Origin of the sequence: Chryseobacterium potabilaquae (assembly GCF_902728265.1) — a bacterium.
In the GTDB taxonomy this organism is placed as follows: domain Bacteria; phylum Bacteroidota; class Bacteroidia; order Flavobacteriales; family Weeksellaceae; genus Chryseobacterium; species Chryseobacterium potabilaquae.
Genome location: NZ_CACVBR010000002.1, coordinates 15,090 through 38,163 on the forward strand (window position 1 = coordinate 15,090; position 23,074 = coordinate 38,163).

21 protein-coding genes are annotated in these 23,074 nt (G+C 31.4%); all 21 read right to left on the reverse strand.

All coding sequences use genetic code 11. From position 1 onward, the window contains the following. Positions 1-4: 4 nt before the first annotated feature. Positions 5-1,285 (reverse strand): O-antigen translocase, encoded by a 1,281-nt coding sequence (locus tag CHRY9293_RS01290; RefSeq protein ID WP_162031258.1) that lies wholly within the window; start codon positions 1,283-1,285, stop codon positions 5-7. Positions 1,286-1,380: 95 nt separating this feature from the next. Beyond that, positions 1,381-2,007, reverse strand: coding sequence for a DUF3575 domain-containing protein (locus tag CHRY9293_RS01295; protein ID WP_162031259.1), 627 nt, complete (start codon positions 2,005-2,007; stop codon positions 1,381-1,383). Positions 2,008-2,024: 17 nt separating this feature from the next. Then, positions 2,025-2,567 carry a sugar transferase gene (locus tag CHRY9293_RS01300; protein ID WP_228455437.1) on the reverse strand — a complete coding sequence of 181 codons (543 nt, stop codon included), beginning with the start codon at positions 2,565-2,567 and terminating at the stop codon, positions 2,025-2,027. Between the two features lie 198 nt (positions 2,568-2,765). Next, complete coding sequence (locus CHRY9293_RS01305) at positions 2,766-3,902, reverse strand: aminotransferase class I/II-fold pyridoxal phosphate-dependent enzyme (RefSeq protein ID WP_162031261.1); 1,137 nt, start codon at positions 3,900-3,902, stop codon at positions 2,766-2,768. A 65-nt stretch (positions 3,903-3,967) separates the two neighbouring features. Next, complete coding sequence (locus tag CHRY9293_RS01310) at positions 3,968-4,984, reverse strand: GNAT family N-acetyltransferase (RefSeq protein WP_162031262.1); 1,017 nt, start codon at positions 4,982-4,984, stop codon at positions 3,968-3,970. Next, the gene (locus CHRY9293_RS01315; protein ID WP_162031263.1) at positions 4,966-5,703 is read right to left on the reverse strand and encodes a GNAT family N-acetyltransferase; all 738 of its coding nucleotides are present in this window, start codon (positions 5,701-5,703) and stop codon (positions 4,966-4,968) included. The genes CHRY9293_RS01310 and CHRY9293_RS01315 overlap by 19 nt, the downstream gene beginning before the upstream one ends. Further along, positions 5,681-6,295 (reverse strand): sugar transferase, encoded by a 615-nt coding sequence (locus CHRY9293_RS01320; RefSeq protein WP_162031264.1) that lies wholly within the window; start codon positions 6,293-6,295, stop codon positions 5,681-5,683. The genes CHRY9293_RS01315 and CHRY9293_RS01320 overlap by 23 nt, the downstream gene beginning before the upstream one ends. Before the next feature lies 1 nt (position 6,296). Next, entirely contained in the window at positions 6,297-7,493 is a 1,197-nt protein-coding gene (locus tag CHRY9293_RS01325) for a glycosyltransferase family 4 protein (RefSeq protein ID WP_162031265.1), read from the reverse strand. A 4-nt stretch (positions 7,494-7,497) separates the two neighbouring features. Next, positions 7,498-8,637: a non-hydrolyzing UDP-N-acetylglucosamine 2-epimerase gene (gene wecB / locus CHRY9293_RS01330; RefSeq protein ID WP_162031266.1), complete on the reverse strand. Its 1,140-nt coding sequence runs from the start codon at positions 8,635-8,637 to the stop codon at positions 7,498-7,500. A gap of 15 nt (positions 8,638-8,652) precedes the next feature. Beyond that, positions 8,653-9,786 (reverse strand): polysaccharide biosynthesis C-terminal domain-containing protein, encoded by a 1,134-nt coding sequence (locus CHRY9293_RS01335; RefSeq protein ID WP_162031465.1) that lies wholly within the window; start codon positions 9,784-9,786, stop codon positions 8,653-8,655. A 50-nt stretch (positions 9,787-9,836) separates the two neighbouring features. Next, on the reverse strand, positions 9,837-10,244 hold the full coding sequence (locus CHRY9293_RS01340; RefSeq protein WP_228455438.1) for a WxcM-like domain-containing protein: 408 nt from the start codon (positions 10,242-10,244) through the stop codon (positions 9,837-9,839). 41 nt (positions 10,245-10,285) lie between these two features. Beyond that, a complete protein-coding gene (locus tag CHRY9293_RS01345) occupies positions 10,286-11,317 on the reverse strand; it encodes a polysaccharide biosynthesis protein (protein WP_162031268.1) in 1,032 nt (343 codons plus the stop codon). Continuing rightward, positions 11,314-12,381: a glycosyltransferase family protein gene (locus CHRY9293_RS01350; RefSeq protein WP_162031269.1), complete on the reverse strand. Its 1,068-nt coding sequence runs from the start codon at positions 12,379-12,381 to the stop codon at positions 11,314-11,316. Before CHRY9293_RS01350 ends, CHRY9293_RS01345 begins: the two co-directional genes overlap by 4 nt. Before the next feature lie 193 nt (positions 12,382-12,574). Then, complete coding sequence (locus CHRY9293_RS01355; RefSeq protein WP_162031270.1) at positions 12,575-13,924, reverse strand: hypothetical protein; 1,350 nt, start codon at positions 13,922-13,924, stop codon at positions 12,575-12,577. Then, positions 13,917-15,212: an oligosaccharide flippase family protein gene (locus CHRY9293_RS01360; RefSeq protein WP_162031271.1), complete on the reverse strand. Its 1,296-nt coding sequence runs from the start codon at positions 15,210-15,212 to the stop codon at positions 13,917-13,919. The genes CHRY9293_RS01355 and CHRY9293_RS01360 overlap by 8 nt, the downstream gene beginning before the upstream one ends. Before the next feature lie 20 nt (positions 15,213-15,232). Next, positions 15,233-16,441 (reverse strand): UDP-N-acetyl-D-mannosamine dehydrogenase, encoded by a 1,209-nt coding sequence (wecC, locus tag CHRY9293_RS01365; protein WP_162031272.1) that lies wholly within the window; start codon positions 16,439-16,441, stop codon positions 15,233-15,235. Positions 16,442-16,464: 23 nt separating this feature from the next. Then, positions 16,465-17,586, reverse strand: coding sequence for a non-hydrolyzing UDP-N-acetylglucosamine 2-epimerase (gene wecB, locus CHRY9293_RS01370; RefSeq protein ID WP_394351016.1), 1,122 nt, complete (start codon positions 17,584-17,586; stop codon positions 16,465-16,467). A 6-nt stretch (positions 17,587-17,592) separates the two neighbouring features. Beyond that, entirely contained in the window at positions 17,593-18,948 is a 1,356-nt protein-coding gene (locus CHRY9293_RS01375) for a nucleotide sugar dehydrogenase (protein WP_162031273.1), read from the reverse strand. A 38-nt stretch (positions 18,949-18,986) separates the two neighbouring features. Further along, positions 18,987-21,335, reverse strand: a complete 2,349-nt coding sequence (locus tag CHRY9293_RS01380) for a GumC family protein (protein WP_162031274.1) — start codon at positions 21,333-21,335, stop codon at positions 18,987-18,989. 10 nt (positions 21,336-21,345) lie between these two features. Continuing rightward, the gene (locus CHRY9293_RS01385) at positions 21,346-22,059 is read right to left on the reverse strand and encodes a polysaccharide biosynthesis/export family protein (RefSeq protein WP_228442069.1); all 714 of its coding nucleotides are present in this window, start codon (positions 22,057-22,059) and stop codon (positions 21,346-21,348) included. Between the two features lie 189 nt (positions 22,060-22,248). Next, positions 22,249-23,055, reverse strand: coding sequence for a polysaccharide biosynthesis/export family protein (locus CHRY9293_RS01390; RefSeq protein ID WP_162031275.1), 807 nt, complete (start codon positions 23,053-23,055; stop codon positions 22,249-22,251). Positions 23,056-23,074 lie beyond the last annotated feature (19 nt).

Consider the following 23,074-nt stretch of genomic DNA (forward strand, 5'->3'; position numbering starts at 1 on the left):
ATTATCATTTTTTTAAAAGAATACTCTTAAATATCATCAACATCACTACAAAATAAATAAAATAGTTGATACAATAGGCCTGTGTTGCACCCAAAGCTCCATTATGATTTATTAAAAAATAGGATATTACTATTTGTAAAACTGAAAATGAAATTTCTGTAATAATATATATTTTAGTCATTGACTTAGCCACCATTACAAAAGCTAGAATCCAACTTACTATTTTAAAAAAATCACCCAAAAGTTGCCACAAAAATAAGTCTTTAATGGGATAAAATTCCTTTGTAAACAATACCGATATCACTAGATTTTTCAAAAGAAATATGGATATCAAACTCACAATAAGTAAGGGTGAAAATATTTTATACGTTTTTATAATCTCATTTTTTAGGGCAAGTTGATCTTTTATTTCAGAAAGTCTCGGTAAGTAATATACGCTAAATGTGGAAGTAAACACCATTAAATATAAACCTGATATTTTGTTGATTGCTTCCCAATATCCAGCGTCTGTTATAGAATAAGCATCAATCAAAAATCTTCTTATAATCAGTTGACTAACGGGAACCGTCCCTGCAGCTACAATAGCCATAGAGGAATAAAAAGCATACTTTTTTATCATTTCTTTATTCCAAGCTCCCCATAAAAAGCTTTTCTGAAACCACCCTAATTTTCTTATATAAATAATGGTAAAAAAAACCACTACTGCCTGATAGCTCACTATAGATATTAAAGCTCCTCTAATATTAAACAAACTAACTAAACAAATAGTAAAAACCAACCCGATAAGACTGGTTACGATGTTGACAACAATAAACATTCTAAACTCCTTATAACCATTAAGGACAGATAAGAAAAAATTATTAATGGAAAGAAAGAAAAGACTAATACCAAATAAAATAAAAATATAATAGTATTGACTATCCAGAAGAATCAAAGTACTTAAATAACCAGATAGTAATATAATTATAAAGCCTATAAAAATTGATAAATAGGCTGTTATCTTAAATCCATTACTTAAAACAGATCTTAATACATGTGGTTCTTCTTGATACTCTGCCACATACTTTACAACTCCATTATTAATTCCTCCGGCTCCTAACGTAGTTAAAATGGTGGTAAAGTTTTGTAATTGTCCCATCATAGCAATTCCAGATGGTCCAATAATGGTTGCAAGCACTTTTACAGTAACATAACTTGTAACAAGCTTTATCAATGTAGAAATCCCTGTTAAAGAAAAAACTCTTAACAGATTAGCAGATTTTAGTTTTTTAATAAATGGGTTCAATGAATTGATTAGTTTTTGTCACTTTTCTACCCCTTCCCCTCCCTAGAAGAGCAATGGGAAGCATAAATAACTACTTATGCATATTTAATATATTATTAATTCAGATGATACGTCAACATCAACCCTCCTCTCGTTGGAAGAAACTCTCCACTTTTATTCCATTTTTTAGCCCCATCATTTCTTTCACCTGTATCTTTATAATATCCTTTATAAAAGGATTGTACAGTTCCTATTCCCAAGAATAGCTCCAATCCTAGTTTTTCATTGATTTCAAAGCGATATCCGGTATCTACTCCCACTATAAAAGCAAATCCTTTTTGATATCTTTCCGTCATTCGAACAGTACCATCAGGTAGTATTTCAGCATTACCAAATTCGTCTTGTACTGTTGTTTTATTCCAATAATTCCACTTTTGTAGATCAAATGTAGCCATGGAAAAATATCCTCCCACATACCATTTTTTCATGGCTTCAGTGAAATAGTATCTTCCTTCTAAAGTTCCCATATACACTTCGAGTTTTTTTCCAGCAAAAGATTTCCACGGAGAAATAAAGACCTCTCCCTGTAAAGTAATCTTTTCGGTTATAGGTTTTTCAATGGCCGCATTCAATACTCCAATGGGTACTAAAAGAGGGTCAACTTTTATATCTATCTGAGCAGACAATAAAGAGATAACACCCATAAAACTCAATATGTATAATTTTTTAAGCAATAATTTCATAACATTTTTTAATTAAATTATTTCATTCTAAAAATTGAAAAAACCTTCAGTAATATAGATAGGTCTTTTCTAATAGAAAGATTATAATAATATTCTAAATTCATTTTAACCTTATCCGGAAAAAGTACATTATCATTATAATTCACAGGATTTTCCTGCTGATTCAATAATTCTTCCTCATTGCTATATTTAATTCCGGCCTCACTGATAAGTCCTGGCTTTAGTTGAAGTATAAGGCGATCATTTCCTTTTAACTTGTCATAATACCCAGGAATATCTGGCCTAGGTCCAATGAGGGACATATCACCTTTTAAAATATTAAATAACTGGGGAAGTTCATCCAATTTACTTTTTCTTATCCAACTCCCTATTTTTGATTTTCGAAAAGTTTTAGGATGTATTGTTCGAAATTTATAAATATTGAACAGGTAGGCGTTTCTTCCAATTCTCTGTTGAACAAAAATCCCAGGGAATCCTGTATCATAAGAAGTTATTACGACTAATAAAATCAGTATAGGAATCAGAACAATAACAGCACTAATTGTTATGCTGTAATCCATAAGCATTTTCCAGAAGGGATATTTTCTCACAAACATTGAATTACAACAAAGATATGAAATCTGTCAGAATTTGTGTTTTTTTGTAGGTCAATATTTCAAGATAAAATCATCATAAAAAACTAAACCAAAGTAGCCGTAAAACTACTCTGATCTAGCCTATTTATATTTATTTTATGAATATTATTAAAATAAATAATACTATTTAGAAAAAAACTTTTTTATTGATTGGGCAATTCTTTCTTTTTCGGGATCTGTAAGATTTGATCCAGAAGGTAAACACAATCCTTTTTCAAAAAGCTTTTCAGCAACTGTTCCTCCATAATAAGGGGCGTCTGCAAAAACCGGTTGCATATGCATAGGTTTCCATAAAGGTCTTGATTCTATATTTTCTTCTAAAAATTTTAATCGAAGATCTTCACGGGTTTTACCTGTTTTAGCATCATCAATAGTTATTGCAGTGAGCCAATGGTTAGAATAAAAATCTGTACTAGGTTCAGAAAGAATATTGACACCATCTACATCTTTAAATAGTTCCACATAAAAATTATTCATTGCTCTACGAGCATTTACCCTATCATTCAAAACCTCCATTTGCCCACGACCGATACCTGCCGTTATATTACTCATTCTATAGTTATATCCTATATGCGAGTGTTGATAATGAGGTGCATTATCCCGAGCTTGAGTAGAAAGAAAAACGGCTTTATCTTTATCTTCTTGAGTATGGCAAACCAAAGCTCCTCCTCCTGAAGTCGTAATAATTTTATTTCCGTTAAAAGATAAAATCCCAAAACGTCCTAAAGTGCCACAAGCTTTACTCTTGTATTTTGATCCTAAAGCTTCAGCTGCATCTTCAATAATAGGAATTTCATACTTCATGGCAATCGATATAATTTCATCCATTTTAGCAGGCATTCCATACAGGTGCACAATTATAATTGCTTTAGGCTTTTTACCTTTAGATATTCTATCTTCTATTGCCTGTTGTAAAGCTATTGGACACATGTTCCAAGTATCTTCTTCTGAGTCTATAAACACCGGAACTGCTCCCTGATACGCAATAGGGTTAGCAGATGCCGAAAAAGTAATAGACTGACAGATCACTTCATCACCGTGTATAACACCACATTCAATAAGTGCAAGGTGCAATGCAGCAGTGCCTGCTGAAAGAGCCGCCACTTTTACATCAGCATTTAAAAAATGTTCCAAATCTTTCTCAAATCCGTCTACATTCGGACCTAAAGGAGCAACCCAATTGGCATCAAATGCTTCATGGATATACTTTAATTCATTTCCTCCCATGTGGGGAGAGGAAAGCCAGATTTTTGAATTCATATTATTTTATAAAATTAATAATCATAATTAACTCATTGTACAAAGATTAGATAAGATTGCTCTGTCTAACTTCTATATAATGGAAAGAAATTTGAGTGTTCTTTATCCTTTGATAATTGATCATATACTTCAGTATTTACGATATATTTCCATACCGAAAACTGTTTGAAGTTTTTTGAAAAGGCAGATTTAAATTTAAATAAAGAATCATCATCACTTCCTCCTACTCCGCCTCCTAAATGTAAGCTTTCCGCAGAGCTTTCATTTCCTACTAAGCGGGCTTCATCCAAAATCAACTTCATGGGAGTATCCTTAATATACTCTTCTGTTGTCCCTGCTAAATGGTATTGCATTATTTTATCTGTATGGGTAAAAATAGCTCCTGCTATTACCTTATCATTATTTTTTGCTACTAATAATCTTGCCTGAAAATCATCATTATTCAAAAAATCATAAAAATATTTTTTAGAAAAATAATAATTAGGACTCGCACTTACACGATCCATCGTTTCATAATAAATCGCTATAAAAGCATCAATATCATGAGAAGTACTCACAGATTCAACAATAATTTCTTTTCGTCTCAACTGATTGAGCTCAGATTTGAGTGACTTTCTGTATGCTTGACGTTGTTCTACCTGATCAATTGTCAAATCTATAGAAACTGTTTTATTTAAATCCAATATCTCTCCCAAGCCACCCAAAATATCTTTTTGTTCTGATATCAGAGGATGAAGGCGAGAAAAAACAGAAATAATATTATTCTGTGTACAATAATCAATAAATGATGTTTTAAAGAAATGAATAAGTTCATTTTTTGAAACGTCATTGTTAAAATAAGATAAGGGTCCCGAATATCCATATACTGAAGTCAAATCAACATATTTTGTACCTTCAATTGGCCGGATCACTACTGGTAACGCAATAAATTCATTATCACTATAAAAATATAGCAATTGGGTATCAAAATCAGTATCTATCTGATGAAAGTATGAGGTGTGATGAAAATCAAAAACCTTAGCTTGCTTAACTATCTCATTCCACCTCGGGGAATTATTTTGGATTACTTCGAAATTAAACATTGTATTTTATCAATTATACTTGAAATATTTCCACGCATTCTTGTTGAAGAATCAAATTTCATATTATTAACTATAGCATTCTCATTTTTGACTGTTCTATAAATAAATTGAGCAGAAGACTTATATTGTAATGCAATAGTATCGTGAGCAATTATATAGGAGTCATTGACAAATGTTGCCACTTTATGATCATTATAATATAAACTTTTAAAATTATTTATATCCTCATTTATTTTAAAATCTCCATTACAATCCTCCTTCTTTTTACTTTGAAGAAAATACCAATCACTAGTACTTACGTCTAATAGTCCCAGCTTATTATACCATTTTTTAGCAAGTACATTTGATTCGAAAACATCTAATTCTAGATATTCAAAACCTTCTAATGTAACAAATGGCTTTGTAAGTACTTCTCTTAAAGTATCTGTTCCTATTCCGCCTCCTCTAATTTCTTCTTTAAAAAAAATATTATTCAGAAACAACGTCTTTTCTATTTTTTTTAAATGTAGAAATCCCATAATACTTTCATCTTTGAAGACTCCAACAATATAGTCATTTTTACTTTCTAAGACTTTTTTAAAATAATCCGGAAAATTTTCATCAAAATACATCAACTTTCCGTACAACTCTGTTCCTAGAAATATATCTCGATGCATTGTTACTATTTCTTCTAGATAACGAGCATCTTTTAGTTCACTAACAATCAGATCTTTCTTCATCTAAATCTTTCATTATGGATCTTGGATCCATTATTACACCTTCTGATTTAAATACTTTTTTTATAGTTAAGAAAAAGATTTTTAAATCAAAAGAAAAAGAAATGTTATTTACATATTCTATATCATATGCCAATCGGTCATCCCATTTTAAAGTATTTCTCCCTTGCAGCTGGGCCCAACCCGTAATTCCGGGTCTTACAGTATGTCTTATTTTTTCTTCTTGAGTATAATAAGGTAAATATTTTTCCAAAAGAGGCCTTGGACCTATCAATGACATATCCCCTTTCAATACATTGATTAATTGTGGGATTTCATCCAATGATGTTTTACGTAAGATACTACCAATCGTTGTCAATCTTTCTGAGTCTGGTAACATATTACCCTGGCTATCTTTTTTATCGTTCATTGTTTTGAACTTGATCACTTTGAATCTCTTTTCATTTCTGCCGGGACGTGTTTGAAAAAAGAAGGGCGTCCCTTGATTAGCAAAATATAGTCCTATTGTTACTCCAATAAAGATAGGAGATAAAATCATCAACCCTATGAAAGCTGTTGTAAAATCTACTACCCTTTTGAAAAAGCTTTTATACATTTTAAAGTATTCTTTTTATTATTAACTGATATGATTTATCAACTAAATATTCGTTATGCAATAGTGAAATACAATTTTCTTGAAAAGTTTTCAAATTCTCAGAAACTAATGTATCCACCGCCTTATTCATAGCATGAATATCTCCTGCTAACACTTTCAAACCGCAACCATTTTTCTCTACAATATCACCAATATCAGTATTAGGATCTGTAGCCGTAATTACCGGCTTTTGCATTTCAAGATACGATAATAATCTTGATGGAAAATTAGGTATTAAAAAATTTTCATCTAAGAAAATCAATCCTATATCACTAGAAGCTAATAGTTTATCATAATCTTCTTTGGGTAAGCTTTGTAATAACTTTGCATTTGGAGGATTATTTGTTTCAAACCATTGTTTAATTTTAGGAAATTCAGTACCGTTACCTACAATTAAGAAAAAGGCATTTTCATTTTTTGTTCCAGCAATAGTTTCCAATAAAAAATCTACCCCCTGAGGCTTTCCTAAATTTCCACCATACACCAACACCCTTTTATCGATTGGGATCTGATATTGTTGACGAATACTCTTTTTTTCTTCATCAGTATAATTAATCTCAATAGGTTCAATCGTATTTGGATTTACTTCTACTTTTTGAGAATTGATTTCAGGATTATGCCTTAAAATAAACTCAGCATTTGCAGGAGACATACAACCTATAGTATCCGATATTTGATATAGTTTTTTTTCTTTATTCAAAAACTGACGGTGTAAAAAACCTTTTTCTTTCAGCATTCCAATATCTACTGCATTTTGAGGAAAAATATCCTTCAAGAGAAGATAGGAATACGCATGATCTCGTTTTTTGATGTATGAAATTACTTTTGCAAAAGTAATCGGAGGAGTTGAATATAAAACTAAGTCAAATTTTTTATCTGAAGCATATTTCTTTATAGCAAGAAGATACTGATATTCTATTGCTAATGTCCCAATTCCTTTCTCAATTATATGGGCTTTTTGAATGTTAAGTGTTTTAACTTGAAGAATTGATACCCCATCTTTTACTTTATAATTCGTAGATATTCCCTTTCGTCTTTCCACAGGAGTCACAATGGTAACATTATGCCCTTCATTTCGAAATTTACGAAGTAAATCTTGATAAATTCCTCTATCTTCAACGGAATCAATTTCTACAAGGGTTAAAAAAAGTACATTCATCTGTTTAAATTTCTTCTGACCAAACGGTTCTCTTAATATAATCAGTATATGAAATAATGATACGAACTACTTTTTCGGAAACATTCGGCATCGAATAATCTGCTACATTACGAAAATTACGTTCCTCTCCTACTTTTTGTCTTAGGACTTGTGTCAATCCTTGCATAATACGCTCCGGAGAAAGGCCAACCATCATTACAGAAGCTTCTTCCATTGCTTCCGGACGTTCATGAGCCTGACGAATATTAAGAGCTCTGAAATTCAATATAGAAGATTCTTCAGAAATCGTCCCAGAATCAGATAACACGGCATATGCATATTTTTGAAGTGCGTTATAATCATGAAAACCTAGAGGTTTCAAGAATTGAATCTCCGGACGCATCTCCATCTTCATTTTTTCAATCATACTTCTTGTTCGAGGATGTGTTGAAACGATAATTGGATAATTATACTTCTCTGCAATCGCATTTAAAGAAGTCATCAATCCTTTAAAGTTTTTTTCCGAGTTTATATTTTCTTCACGATGAGATGATACCACAAAAAACTTACCTTTCTCTAAATTTAATTTATCCAAAACATGGGACGCTTCAATTTCAGGTAAATAATGATTAAGTACCTCATACATGGGAGAACCTGTTTTAATAATTCTGTCCGCAGGCAATCCTTCTCTTAGTAAATATTCACGAGCAATATCCGAATAAGTTAAGTTAACATCTGCCGTATGATCTACAATTTTACGATTGGTTTCTTCCGGTACTCGCTGATCAAAACATCTGTTACCTGCTTCCATATGGAAAATAGGAATATGACGTTTTTTAGCTGGTATCGCGCACAAACAAGAGTTTGTATCTCCTAAAACCAAAAATGCATCAGGTTGTAACTCCTCTAAAAGCGGATCAATTTTAATTAAAATATTTCCAACAGTTTCTGTAGCTGTTTTTCCCGCCGCTTCTAAAAAATAATCTGGTTTACGAAGTCCCAAATCTTCAAAGAAAATTTGATTTAATTCGTAATCATAATTTTGTCCGGTATGAACAATGATATGGTCTACAGCTTCAGACGCATCCAATGCTGACAATACTCTTGATAATCTTATAATTTCTGGTCGTGTCCCCACCACCGTCATTACTCTTAGCTTTTTCATTAATTTGTAATATTTTTAAACTTCTAAAAAATAGGTATCTGCATCTTCCGGATTAAAAGGTTCATCAATCCAAAATATGGTATACAAATCTTCTTCTCCTATATTTTTAATATTATGAGTATACCAAATAGGCATATCCACATATGCAGGTTCTGTTCCATCCAGATAAAAATCTAATGTTTCATCTGTATCTATTTTTCTTAATTGTATCAATGCTTTCCCTTTAATAACAGCAAAACGTTCTATTTTACGGGTATGATAATGATTTCCTCTGGTAATCTCAGGAACAGTTGTAGAGAACGAACATTGTCCACCTATTCCCAAACGAATTACTTCAACAAAAGCTCCCCTAGGATCTGTATGCTGTACAAATTTTACAGGATAATGAGTTTTGTGATCGATATAGGAACGATAGGTATTGAATAAATTATGTTCAAACTGATTGTTCAAAACCGGAATTTCTCCTCCATCGAAATATCTTGTTTTATAATCATTTAGTAAAGCCAAAACCTCCGAGACCTTCTTTGTTGAGGTAGGTTCGATTAATAGCTCAGGATTACTTTTCTCAGAACGGATTTCATTAATAATTGTATAGACTAATTCTTGTACATAAATAAGCTTTACCTCTCCATCCGTAGCAATAGTAGGAGTTTCTCCATGTGTTAATTGATAGCAGAAAGTCGCAATAAACGAGTTATAATAAGGTTTACCAAAAGCCCCAAATACATTCGGAATAATTAGACCTGTTACATTTCCCCCATTTTCTTGTGCCCAATTCGCAATGGCCTGACGACCTTCTCTCTTGGATTTTCCATATAAATTATCTCTTTCTTCTTGTGTAGAAGAGGAAATTAATACATGGGCTTTTGAATTTGTTCTTTTTAATGAATCTACTAATTTTTGAGCTAAACCCACATTCATTTCGTAAATAAATTGTTCTGAATCATGACGATTTAATGCCGCCAAATGAACAATTACATCACATTGTGAAACAAATTCATCTAATTTATCAGTTTCTTCAAAATACTCTTTCTGAAATTCTACACGTTCGAATTCCTCAGGAAACAATCCTAACGTATTATATAAATGGCTCCCTACGAAACCTTTTTGTCCTGTAATTCCAATCTTTTTTGGCGATTGATTATTCATGATTGGTGATGTGTTACTCATTTATTATATATAATCTACTATTCTAATCCTTACATTTCGAAGTAATCTAACTCAAAACGATACTCATCATGTATTTCTCCGAGCTTATAATCTGCAAGTACTAATAACTTACTGTTCTCTTCTTCGGCTTGTATCGCTGTAATACAACCTGCCGGAACATGAAGATAAGTTAAGGATTGATCATCCAGCATAAATTTCTGAATCGGTAATGTTTTGGATGGTTTATCAAAATCATCTACTTGAATAACAGAAATTTCAAATTTACCTTTCATTGCAGCAAACCAACGTTGCTCAATTTTATGTCCTTGCCAACCTCGAATAAAACTTGTATTATGATTCTCTATGGTATAAATACGTTTGACATTCTGTGTATCAAATTCATTATTATAAGTAATTATCCCTCGTTGATCTTCATATTTATCTCCTTGGTGTATCATTTTATCCGTCATTAGTTTTAAGCGTTATAAAAATATGATTACTAAGGATATTGCATCACATCTTCCCCAAAAATTTCTTTACGAATTAAGGGTAATTTTGAGATGAGTTTTTTCAAACCTTCTACTCCTTCTTGCTCAGTATTATGTGAATGATAGTCCTCTATTTTTGAGATATCTTCTTCCCCTTCAGAAAAATATTTCGCATAATTCAAATCACGATTATCCGCAGGTACACGGTAAAAATCGCCCATATCTTCTGCTTTCATCATTTCTTCTCGAGTACAAAGTGTTTCATATAATTTCTCCCCATGTCTAGTTCCTATAATCTTGATAGGAACTTCTTTACCTGTTAATTCTATCAAAGCTTTAGCTAAATCACCAATTGAACCAGCAGGCGCTTTATTGACAAATAAATCACCCGGATTTCCATTTTCAAAAGCAAATAATACTAAATCTACAGCGTCTTCTAATGACATAAAAAAACGAGACATATAGGGATCCGTAATGGTAATCGGTTCTCCTTTTTGAATTTGATTTAAAAACAAAGGAATTACAGACCCCCGAGAGGCCATTACATTTCCATAACGTGTTAAACAAACCACCGTATCTTGTAAGTTACGTGCTTCTGCTACCGCTACTTTCTCCATCATGGCTTTTGAAATTCCCATCGCATTGATAGGATATGCTGCTTTGTCAGTAGACAAACAAATCACCTTCTTTACATGATTTGTCGCTGCTGCACGAATTACATTTTGAGTTCCTTCTACATTTGTTTTTACAGCTTGCATGGGAAAAAATTCACATGATGGCACTTGTTTCAATGCTGCTGCATGAAATATATAATCAACACCTCTTGTAGCAGGCTCTACTGAAGTATACTCTCGTACATCTCCAATATAATACTTAATTTTATCGTTTTTATACAAGTTACGCATATCATCTTGCTTCTTCTCATCACGAGAAAAAATACGTATTTCTTTAAAATGATCTGTTTGTAAAAAACGGTTAAGTACAGCCGTTCCGAACGACCCTGTTCCCCCAGTGATGAGGAGAGTTTTATCTTTTATTTTCATTTTATAAATATCTTTTTATCTAATAACTTTATGTTATCATGTTTTTTTTTGAGATCAGTAACAGTTAGATTATCAAAAAAACATTTCAAACTATCATAATCAATATCAATAGACCATCCCATGTTGTTTTTTTCAACTAATGTCGATAAAAAAGTATTCTTTGAACACACAATAGGTATATTAAAAAAACCTGATTCATAATATTTATTTGGTAAAGCTACTCTTTCATTTTCTAAAGTATTATCATAACAAACAAAATTAATATTTGTCCCTTTATATATTCTTTCCAGATCATCGGGATTTCTAAACTTACCATGAAATTGTATATTATCATAGCGAGATGCATAATCTTTAACCAAATTGTTTACTTCTTCACTTCCTTCACCATAAAAATTAAGCTCGATATAGTTTCTTTCTGAAATAATATTAAGAACGTTCTCTAATATATTTTTATATCTAAGTGCACCTACATAAGCGATAGATATATTTTTTTCATAAATACTTCCAATCGGATTAACAAGATTATAGGTTTTAAACTTATTCTCAATAATAGATATTTTTTTTTCAGAAATAAAAGAATAATATTTCAAATAAAAACCTTCCGAGGTGAAATTAATTTTATCGGAATAATTACATACTAAATAATCTATTCTTTTTTGAATATTTCGCAAAATACCTTTGGAATATAACCATTTAATATCACTGATTTCATAAACTTTATAACTTCTAATAAAAAGTAGAGATAATATACCAGAATCCAAACCAAAAGAATAAATGTCATATTTAGAAAATACTTTACGTACTAATAATATTATAAGTTTAGTATAGAGTCCTATACGATTTATATATATACCATCTTGAATTTCACCTATAATTTTTATTCTTACCTTATCATCTAATAAATTAATATAATTTTTTGTATCATATTTATTTCTTTTAAAGCTATAAACTTCAACATTTTCATATTGTTTTGAAAGTGATTTAATTCTATTAATAATTCTTGGTTGATTAATAGCTTGTGAAATAACAAGTATTTTATTTGTTTTTTTATTCTGATAGCTCATTTCATTCATTTTATTTTTAAATCAAAATATATTCTTCGATTATTATAAATAAGAGTTACTTGTAAACAGATTTTTCAGTATATCAATCTATTTATACATTAGATTTATATACTTTATAAAAATTTGCTCTCGAAAAGACAAACTTAATTATATATAACAAGTCCCTTTTTTTCGTATTATCCATAATAAAATATTATATTTTCAACCTGTTTACAGTAATAAAAAGACTAATAAAAGGAATAGAAATAATAACATATGTTACTAAAATGTCTAATCCGGATCCTCTTACAAACTGTAAGAAAATGGTATACACAACCAATCCTAAAATTAATTTGAGAGAAAGTTTTTTATTTAAATTAAAATAATTTGAATAGAATATTTTTTCAAGAACATACACGATTAATATCAATCCTATAAAAAAGAAAATACCAAAATTCCATAACAATTCTGAATAAACCAATACGGGAAAAGTAATATAAAAGTCTTTACCTGTATAAACCAAAGGAGAATAAAGCTGTATCATAGAATCTGGCTTGTAATCGAATACCTGGCGAGGAATGGGAACGAATAATGCTTTTAAAAATGTTTCTCCATATAATGTTTCTTGCTTATCAGACATGTATAAATCTGCTGCATTTAGGGCATTACCATATACTGCATTTACCTCAAAGTTTTCTGCTACTGCATCTTTAAATAAATCCGAACTCACATAATCTGGTATATATTTTACTGCATCAATAATATTGTTAGTATCATAGCTACCATACCCTCGATTAATAGATGAAACTATAATAAAAAAGAAGAAAACGGAAAATGCAAAAGTACCCAACAAAATAGATTTTAAATTTATGCTAAACTTTATTGGATTATATACATTTTCTATAAAAACAACAATAACTAGAATAAAAATAATTTCTCTTTTTGATTCATAACTTACAAGTGCAAAAACGATCAAGGATATGAAATAATATATAATCCTAAAATTAACTTTATTAGAGGATAAGTATATCAATATAAAAATGAATGAAACCACCTTAGGTAAATAAGAAAAACTTCCTACCCCTCCTACAAATGATAAATCAAATTCGATGAAGGAAAAAATCAAGAAAACCAAAATAGCTAATACCAATACTGATTTTTTAATTTTTAATTTCTCGTAGCTTTTCTCGAAATTAAATTTCCTATATTTATAAGTAAAATAATTACCTACTTCATACACAATATAATTACAAAAAAGCAAATAGGCATTTGCTAAATTAAAGTTTTCTGCGGTATTAAAAATTCTTATCATATGCTTAAGAATTCCGTATTCACCATCTAAAGTAAAACTTCCTATACCACAGTTGATACATACATATGTTACAATAAGAAAACTAGGTTTTAGATATTGAGTTAAAACTTTATACTTATTAGTTTTATTCGTTAAATAGATGAACCATCCATACTGAAAGAGATAAATGAATCCCATCACATTTCTCAACTCCTCATCCCTCAGTATGAAAACGATTATTAATATTAATAAATTGACAATAAAATTAGCCATATCTATTTAATTTTTTATGATAATATACAGCCATAAATACCAAAAATAGCAAATTAGCAATCAAAGTTGCCCATGCCATTGACATAGCTCCTCCCAAAAACTTATCATTTACCATAAGATATATACCTAACCCAATGATGGTCATATCTCTAAACAATCTAAATACAAACATAATCCAGTTTTTACCTACTGACATATATGCCTGCGAGTACACACTATTTAAGCTTATAAAAATGGTAGAAAACAACGCTATATATAACACCGAATTTATTTTCGAAAATGATTCTCCGTACACGTTTTTAATAGTTCCTGAAAATAAAAATATAATGACTATAGGAACTAGTGTAAATACAAGATTCAGCATCAACATTTTTTTGATAACATTATTGTGATTTTTTTGATCTTTTTCTTTTGACAAATTAGATAAAATCACATTTCTTAATACCACCGGAATAAATAAAACTACTGAAGACCATTGGATCGCAGCTGTATACACCCCCAATTCAGAAAAATTAGAAAACTTAATAATTAATATTGTTAATAACCAGGAAGTTAGAGAATATACCATCTCCTGAAGTGCTATTGGCAAAGAAAAATTAATAATCGATTTATAACTAATCTCATTGGTCTCACTTTCTTCAATAAAGTGGTATTTTTTCTTAATTTTTCTAAGTAATAAATAATACAAAAAGTAATTAAATATCTGAGAAATAATTAAGGAAAAAATAGCGCCTTCTAATCTATAAAACCAAGTAAAAATAACACTTGTAGCAAAAGTAAAGAGGCCAACAACCGTATTTATTTTAGCCATATTCTTATATTCTCCAAACCCTGAAATAATTCCAATTTGAAGCGTAGTAAGTGCATTGAAAATTACCCATACAGAAACATATCTGATTAGATTTGTTAAATGTGGCGTTTTTAAAATATCTTCTGATACAATCTTTGGCAGAATGATCATAAATAATGATATTGTTAAACTCAGAATAAAAGTAATCTTAATAGATTTAGTAATAAATTGATGAATTTGTTTACTTCTACTAGAAGCCAGATCAGCAATATATTTTGTAGCAGTATAGCCAAGACCAAAAGTTGTAAAGATTGCAATCGATACAATGGTGTTCTTTATGGCTCCATATTCACCAAAAATTTTACTTCCTAAAATTCTAGCGACAAATATAGATCCTAATAAACCTAATCCTCTTAAAGATAAGTTGCCTATAATAGCCCAAACAGAATCTTTATAGATAGGATTATTAAATCTCTCTATTAGTTTATTGACAATCATTACATGTTTTTATTCTAATCTTATTTAGTAACCCCACAGAAATCCAGCACCTGCTGATTTTCTTTAAATGAAAGATTTTTAAATTCATTATGAGCCACTAATAAAACAATAATATCCGCTTTTGCTGCAGCTTCATTATAATCAGTTAATTTAAAAACTTTATGTTCATGTACATTGGGTTCTACGATATATAAATCTGCATCACCAGAATCCTGAAGTACACGTTCTGTAATATGAATAGCCGGAGATTCTCTCAAATCATCAATATTGGGTTTGAAAGCGAGCCCCATTAATGCAATGGAAGGCTGGCGTCCATATTTCAATTCGAACTCCAGACGTGTATTCTTTACCTTCTCTGCACACCAAAATGATTTATAATTATTCGTTTCACGTGCTTGTGCAATAATACGCGACTCCATTGGAAAATCTGCTGTTAAAAAATAAGGATCAACAGCAATACAATGTCCTCCTACACCACATCCTGGCTGAAGAATATTAACTCTTGGATGTTTATTTGCTAAATTGATCAGCTCCCATACGTTAATATTGGCTTTATCACATATTAAAGACAATTCATTCGCAAAGGCAATTTGTACATCTCGAGATGAGTTTTCGGTTAGTTTACACATTTCCGCAGTACGCGCATTAGTAGGATGTAATTCTCCCTTTACAAATTGTCTATAAAATGCCAGTGCTTTCTGGGTTGATTCTTCATTTACACCTCCAATCACACGATCATTGTTGACCAATTCATACATTACATTACCTGGCAATACTCTTTCAGGACAATATGCTAAATAAATTTTTCCTTCTAATTCTGGACGCTTTAAGAAAATTAAGTCCATCATTTTTTCAGTGGTTCCAACTGGGGATGTAGACTCTACAATATATAAGTCACCTTCTTTTAAAAGAGGAATAATTCCTTCTGTAGCTGCTTTAACATATGAAATATCTGGCTCATAATTCCCTTTAAAAGGTGTGGGTACAACTACTAAATAAGTATCTGCAACTACAGGTTTAATATCAGCTTTTAAATAGCCTTCTTTTACTGCTTTTGCAACAGCTTGATCCAAATCGGGTTCTACAATATGAATTTTCCCTTCATTAATTGTATCCACTACATGTTGAGAAATATCTACTCCATGTACTGATACTCCATTATTGGCAATCAATGCCGATGTAGGTAATCCTATATATCCTAAACCGATCGTTACTACTTTTGGTTGCATACTTCTATTTTTAATTTTAAATGCTAATATTTTGTTTTAATAAATTGAGCAATACGCTGAGACGCTTTTCCATCTCCATAAGGATTATGTAAAGCAGACATATTTTGATAGCGTGTTGTATCTGTTAATAAGCTTTGTGCTTCAGAAATAATTTTATTTTTATCTGTTCCTACTAATATAACAGTTCCTGCCTCTACAGCTTCTGGACGTTCTGTTGTATCACGCATTACCAGTACTGGTTTACCCAAACTTGGTGCTTCTTCTTGCACTCCTCCCGAATCCGTAATAATCATATAAGATTTTGCCATTAGCCATACAAAAGCAGGATAGGCTAAAGGTTCAATTAACCTGATATTACTAATCCCTGATAAAATTTCATATACCGGTCCTTTAACATTTGGATTCAGATGCACAGGATAAATAATCTGAACATCAGAATTGGCCATTGCTATCTCTTTTAGAGCTTCACAAATATTAATAAAGCCTACTCCATGGTTTTCTCTACGATGTCCTGTAACTAAAATTAATTTTTTGTCGGAATCAACGATTGACTTAACAGTTTCAATTTCATCATTTTGTATTACATTCACTCTTTCCGAGCTATCCAATAAGGCATCAATTACCGTATTTCCTGTAATGATAATATTGTTCTGAGAAACATTTTCATTTAACAAATTATCTTTAGATTGCTCGGTAGGAGCAAAATGATAATCCGAAATACGACCTGCCACTTGTCGATTGATTTCCTCTGGAAAAGGAGAACGTTTATCATGAGTTCGCAAACCGGCTTCCACATGACATACTTTTGCACCTGAATAAAAACCGGCTATACTCGCTGCCATTGTTGTTGTAGTATCTCCATGCACATAAATAAAATCTGGCTTAAAGTCCTCTAAAACGGTTCTCATTTCGGTAATGATATCAGCCGTTAATGAATACAGATTTTGATTAGGTTTCATTAAATTGAGATCATAATCCGGCTGAATATCAAAAAATGACAATACCTGATCAAGCATTTCTCGGTGCTGAGCCGTTACACAAACTCTAGTCTCAAATTCTGTATGTTTTTTAAACTCTTTTACTAATGGTGCCATTTTAATGGCCTCTGGACGTGTACCAAATATAATTAGATGCTTTGTTATCATAATTATTTATAACCTATTATCTACTTCTTTTAAAATTCCCTTTACATCATATATAACACCTCCTTCTTTTAAAAACTCATATAAATCTAATCCTAAAAATTCATTATGAGCCACTGTAAGAACGATAGCATCATATTTCTCTATTTCCGAAGCTATACGAACTTGGTCAATATCCGAATCGGATTTGACTCCGTATTCATGCATTACTTCTGCAGGGTTTGCCCAAGGATCATATGTTGTAACCTCGATATTATAATCTTCTAAACCTTTAATAACATCAACAGCTTTAGTATTCCTTACATCGGGACAGTTTTCTTTAAATGTAATCCCCAAATTCAATACCTTAGCTTTGCTAATATTAATTCCCTTTTTAATCATTGTTTTTACCACTTGAGATGCTACAAATTCTCCCATAGAATCATTAAGCCTTCTAGCAGTCAATATTAACTCAGAGTAATAGCCCATATCCTGAGCCTTTTGTGCCAGATAAAATGGATCAACTCCAATACAATGTCCGCCCACTAACCCAGGTTTAAATGGAAGAAAATTCCATTTAGTTCCTGCAGCATCAAGGACAGCATGTGTGTCAATATCCAACAAATTAAAAATTTTGGCCAATTCATTCACAAAAGCAATATTAATATCCCGCTGGGAATTTTCAATTACTTTAGAGGCTTCAGCAATTTTAATCGTCGGTGCTAAATGCGTTCCTGCAGTAATTACTGATTTATATAAATGATCAATTAATACTCCTACTTCCGGTGTTGAGCCCGACGTTACTTTCAATATTTTCTCTACAGTATGCTCTTTATCTCCAGGATTAATTCTTTCGGGTGAATATCCCGCAAAGAAATCTTCATTAAATTTCAATCCAGAAGCTTTTTCTAGCACGGGAACACATTCTTCTTCTGTCACCCCTGGATATACTGTCGATTCATACACCACAATATCTCCCTTTTTTAAAACTTGTCCTACAGTAGCGGAAGCTTTATAGAGCGGTGTTAGATCTGGACGATTATACTTATCTACAGGTGTGGGAACAGTCACAATATAGATATTGGCATCTTGAATGTCTTCTATATTACTTGAGCAATATAATCCCTGTTCTATGGCAACAGTAGGCGTTTCCGATTCAAAATTCTTCTCAGAATTTCTTAAATGAAACGGATTTCCTTTCAACAAAACCCTTTGAAGTAGATCTTCCTCCACCTCTAGTGTAGAGTCTTTTCCATTATTTAATTCTGAAATCCTTTCTTCATTGATATCAAATCCTACCACAGGGTATTTTGTTGCAAATAGACAGGATAAAGGCAAACCAACATACCCTAATCCTATGATTCCAATTTTAAATTTTTTATTCATCATGGTGATTTTGTTTTATTAAAGCTAAAATAACAATATTAGTATTTTAATTTATTTTTTTTTAAAAGCTTCTTAAACCAATTGTCCTGTTTATCTCTGGAATAACCATAACCATAACCATAATTGTAGGCATATCCATATGTTTTTGAAACATCATTAACAATAAACGATACATTTGGTATTTTTGAGTCTTTTACTAATCCATTAACAAAATCTAGCATCAAACTTCGGGTTACTCCTGCTCTCACTAAATATAAAGTGGCATCAGCAACGTTTGATATACTAAGAGTATCTGAAACAAGCATCAAAGGAGCTGAATCTATAATGATATAAGTATATTTAGTAGACATCTCATCAATCAGCTTTTGATATCTTCCATTAGAAAGTAACTCCTGGGGGTTCGGGGGGATACTTCCAGAATAGATTACATCACAGTAAGGGTTTGAATCAGAGGTATGAACAAGTTCATCTACTTCCACAGAATCATCATATAAATATTCCGTAAGTCCTTTTCTTTTTACTTGTTCGTCATCATAACGTTGAATCTGGGGATTCCTAATATCCGATCCAATAAGGAGAGCCCTTCCATTTTTGTTTGCTAAGGTAAGAGCAAGATTCACGGAAATTAAGGTCTTACCTTCCCCTTTCACAGAAGAAGTTACCATGACTATCTTAGCTGTATCTTTTGTAGGTAAGACAAACTTAAGATTAGAAACAAGTACCCTGAAAGCTTCAGCAAGTTCTGAAAAGTCATTTTTCATCACCAAATGATTTTCATTATTCTTCAACTTCGGTATATCTGCTAAAACACCTAATGGCGAATGCTCTTTAATATCTTCTCTATTATAAATCTTATCATCCCACATGAAAATTAAATAAAAGATAACAGAAGGGAATAATATACCTAACAATATAGCTCCTAAAAAAATAATATTCTTTTTTGGGGAAACCGGGATATCTTTAGTAAATGCTGGGTTTACAATTTTAGCTTTAGGAACATTTACCGAAAGATTAATTGCATTTTCTTCTCTTTTCTGTAACAAGAATAAGAAAAGTTGTTCTTTAAGAGCTTGTTGTCTCTCTATTCCACGGTAAACTTTCGATTGTTGAGGCACCCTTCCTATAGCTCGATTATCTTGTGAAATTCTCCCGTTAATCTGAGATATAGAAGCTTGAACAGTAGCTTTTTGTTCATTAATATTATCTCGCACAATCTCCTTCAAAGAACTTAGTTCTTTATTCATTTCTATTACAGCAGGGTTCTCATTCGTTGCTTGCTTAAGAGTTTTATTTCTACTAATTACAAGAGTATTATACTGATTAATAGCTTGTTCCAATGATGGATTAAGTCCTAAATTGGAAGGCATAAGCTGACTCGTATTCTTAGAGGCTTCCGTCTCCAAAGAGTTAATAAGATCGAGCTGTGTTTGTTGTTCAAGAAGAGCCTTTGTATTGTCACTTGTATTTTGAAGGGCCAATTGAGCTTGTGCTTGAAGATCAACAATATTATTTTGATTTTGAAAGTCTTCTTTTTTATTTTCAACACCAGAAAGATCACGCGTTATAACTTCTAGTCGTCTATCAATAAACTCTTGGGTATTCTGAGCTTGCAAATTCTTATCTCTTAATCCATCAAGATTATATTGACGAGTCACCTCATTAAGAATAGCTTCAGATTTTTCCGGAACAGCACCAGTGGCACTAATATTCATAAGTAAAGCCTTCTGATCCGGAAGATCAACCTTGATTTTTTTCTCAAGCTCTTTCACCTTTTCAAGAGGAGTCGTAAATGAAATCCTATACTTCCAATGAGGTAAAAGGTTAAAATGTTTTCTTAATACCACAACCCCAAAGTTCAGCTTAACTGGTTGATTAAAAAAACCTTTTACTGTACCATCTTTATCATTCCATAAGGTAAATTGACTGCCTTTTATCTCTGTCACTATATATTCTGATGATACAAATTTTTTCTCATCATTATAACTTAAAATTTGAGCTGTAATAGGTATCGCTCCAAAAAACTCAGCATCTTTAATTTCTCCTTCTCTAAAATATTGAATATTAAGATTTAGATTCCTTACTACACGAGTAAGGATTGGACGAGAAATAACTACCGCAGCCTCACTTTTTAATTCATCTGAATTTCCTAATCCTATCCCTAGATTATCAAGATCTGATAAGGCGGAAGAAAGATCTGTCTGCTTCTTATCAAATTTAAGAATAGTTTCTGATTGATACATTGGCACAGAATAGCGGATATATGTATATGCTACAATTAAAAATAATAACACCGACAAAACAAACCACGGCCACTTACTTATATATTGTCCGAAAATTTTTCTAAGGTCTAATCCTTCTTCCTTTTCTTGAAATTCTATCTGATTCATAATTTGATTATCATTTTAATAACGCAACAAGAACAGCTGCTACCCCTACAACAGAAGCTACAATCTGGAAGGTAAGGGCTCTATTTGGATTTGTGTTTGCCTGTATTTGTTTATTTTTGTCTGGTTGTACATAGAGTACATCATTTTGTTTCATATAATAGTATGGTGAAGTTACAATATCTGATCTTGAAATATCCAAATTAATAACCTGCTCATTTCCATTATCTTCAGTTCTGATTAGTTTAATATTTCGGCGGTCACCATTATCCGTCATATCCCCAGCTAAACTTAATGCTTGGAAAATATTCAGCTTCTGGGTTGTACTCTCCTTTTGTCCAGGACTTTTAACCTCACCTAAAATACTTACATTAAAGTTTTTAAGATTAATGGTAATCAAAGGATCAAGAAGATATCTTTTCAACCGATTTTCAAGTATTTCTTTTAATTGTATTTGGGTCATTCCCTTACTATAAATATTTCCTAACACCGGAAAATTAATATATCCTTCCGAGTTTACTACATATTCACTCGGTTCTACATATTGATTGAGTCCATTTACTGAAGGGCTACCTACCTTATTAGCAGTATTAAGGTTGAAAGGTTTCACTGCATTTTCATCAAGAGCAGAAACCAAAATCTGAAGAACATCACCTTCCTGAATATGTAATCCTTGAAACTTAGCCTGGGCTATTTCTTTATCCATATTATTATTATTTTCAGACATATAAACCATATTTTGCTTAGGTTTACAAGCGGTCAATAAAAACAGGAAAACTATAAAGTATTTTATATTCTTTTTATTCATAACATAATTATTCAAAATTCATAGCAGTCAAAAACATATATTAATATATTTCTGAACTAAATAGTTTATTTTTTAATTCGTTTATGCTTGTTTAATTAACAATAATAATTATTTTGTAAGAGCCAATATACCAATCGCTAGAGACGCTATTACTGATGCTACCGAAATATACAATGCGGTATTAGGATCTAATCTTGCCGCTTTTTCTCGTATAACACTTGGTTGGATATAAATGACATCATTTTGCTTTAAATAGTAATAAGGAGAATTGATAAAATTGGCACTTGTAAGATCAATTTTTTCCTTCGTAATTTGTCCATCTATATTTCTTACTATCAAAACATTATTTCTCAAACCAAAAGGTGTAAGATCACCCGCTAATCCTAAGGCACTTAATAGTGTAGTATTTCCATCCGGAATAACATACGTTCCAGGCTTTGTCACCTCACCAAGGACAGATATTTTAAAATTAATAAGCTTAATATCCACCATTGGATCCTTCACATATTTTTTTAACTGATCAGTTAATTTTATTCTAAATGTTTCAATGTTTTCATTCGTTGTATTGATTTGCCCTAGTTGCGGAAATGTAATATTTCCCTCTGTGTTTACAATATACGTAGGACCAGAAACCGGTAGCTGCTGAGCAAGGTTATTAGAACTTGGTATAGAGTATTGTGTAACAGTACTACTGGATGAATAGTTTTGATTGAATGGCTTCACCACATCCAAATCTTTTGCAGATACGCTAATAATCAATTGATCGCCAGGCTGCAAAGTATTACGGCTATTTTTGATAGAGTTGTCTAATACAATATTATCAATATCCTTCATATACCCAAGCTCCTGTTTTCTTGTCGTACAGGAAAGCAGTCCCATAACCAATACACCATAAATAAAGCATTTCAAATTCATTCCAGATAATTTTTAACAA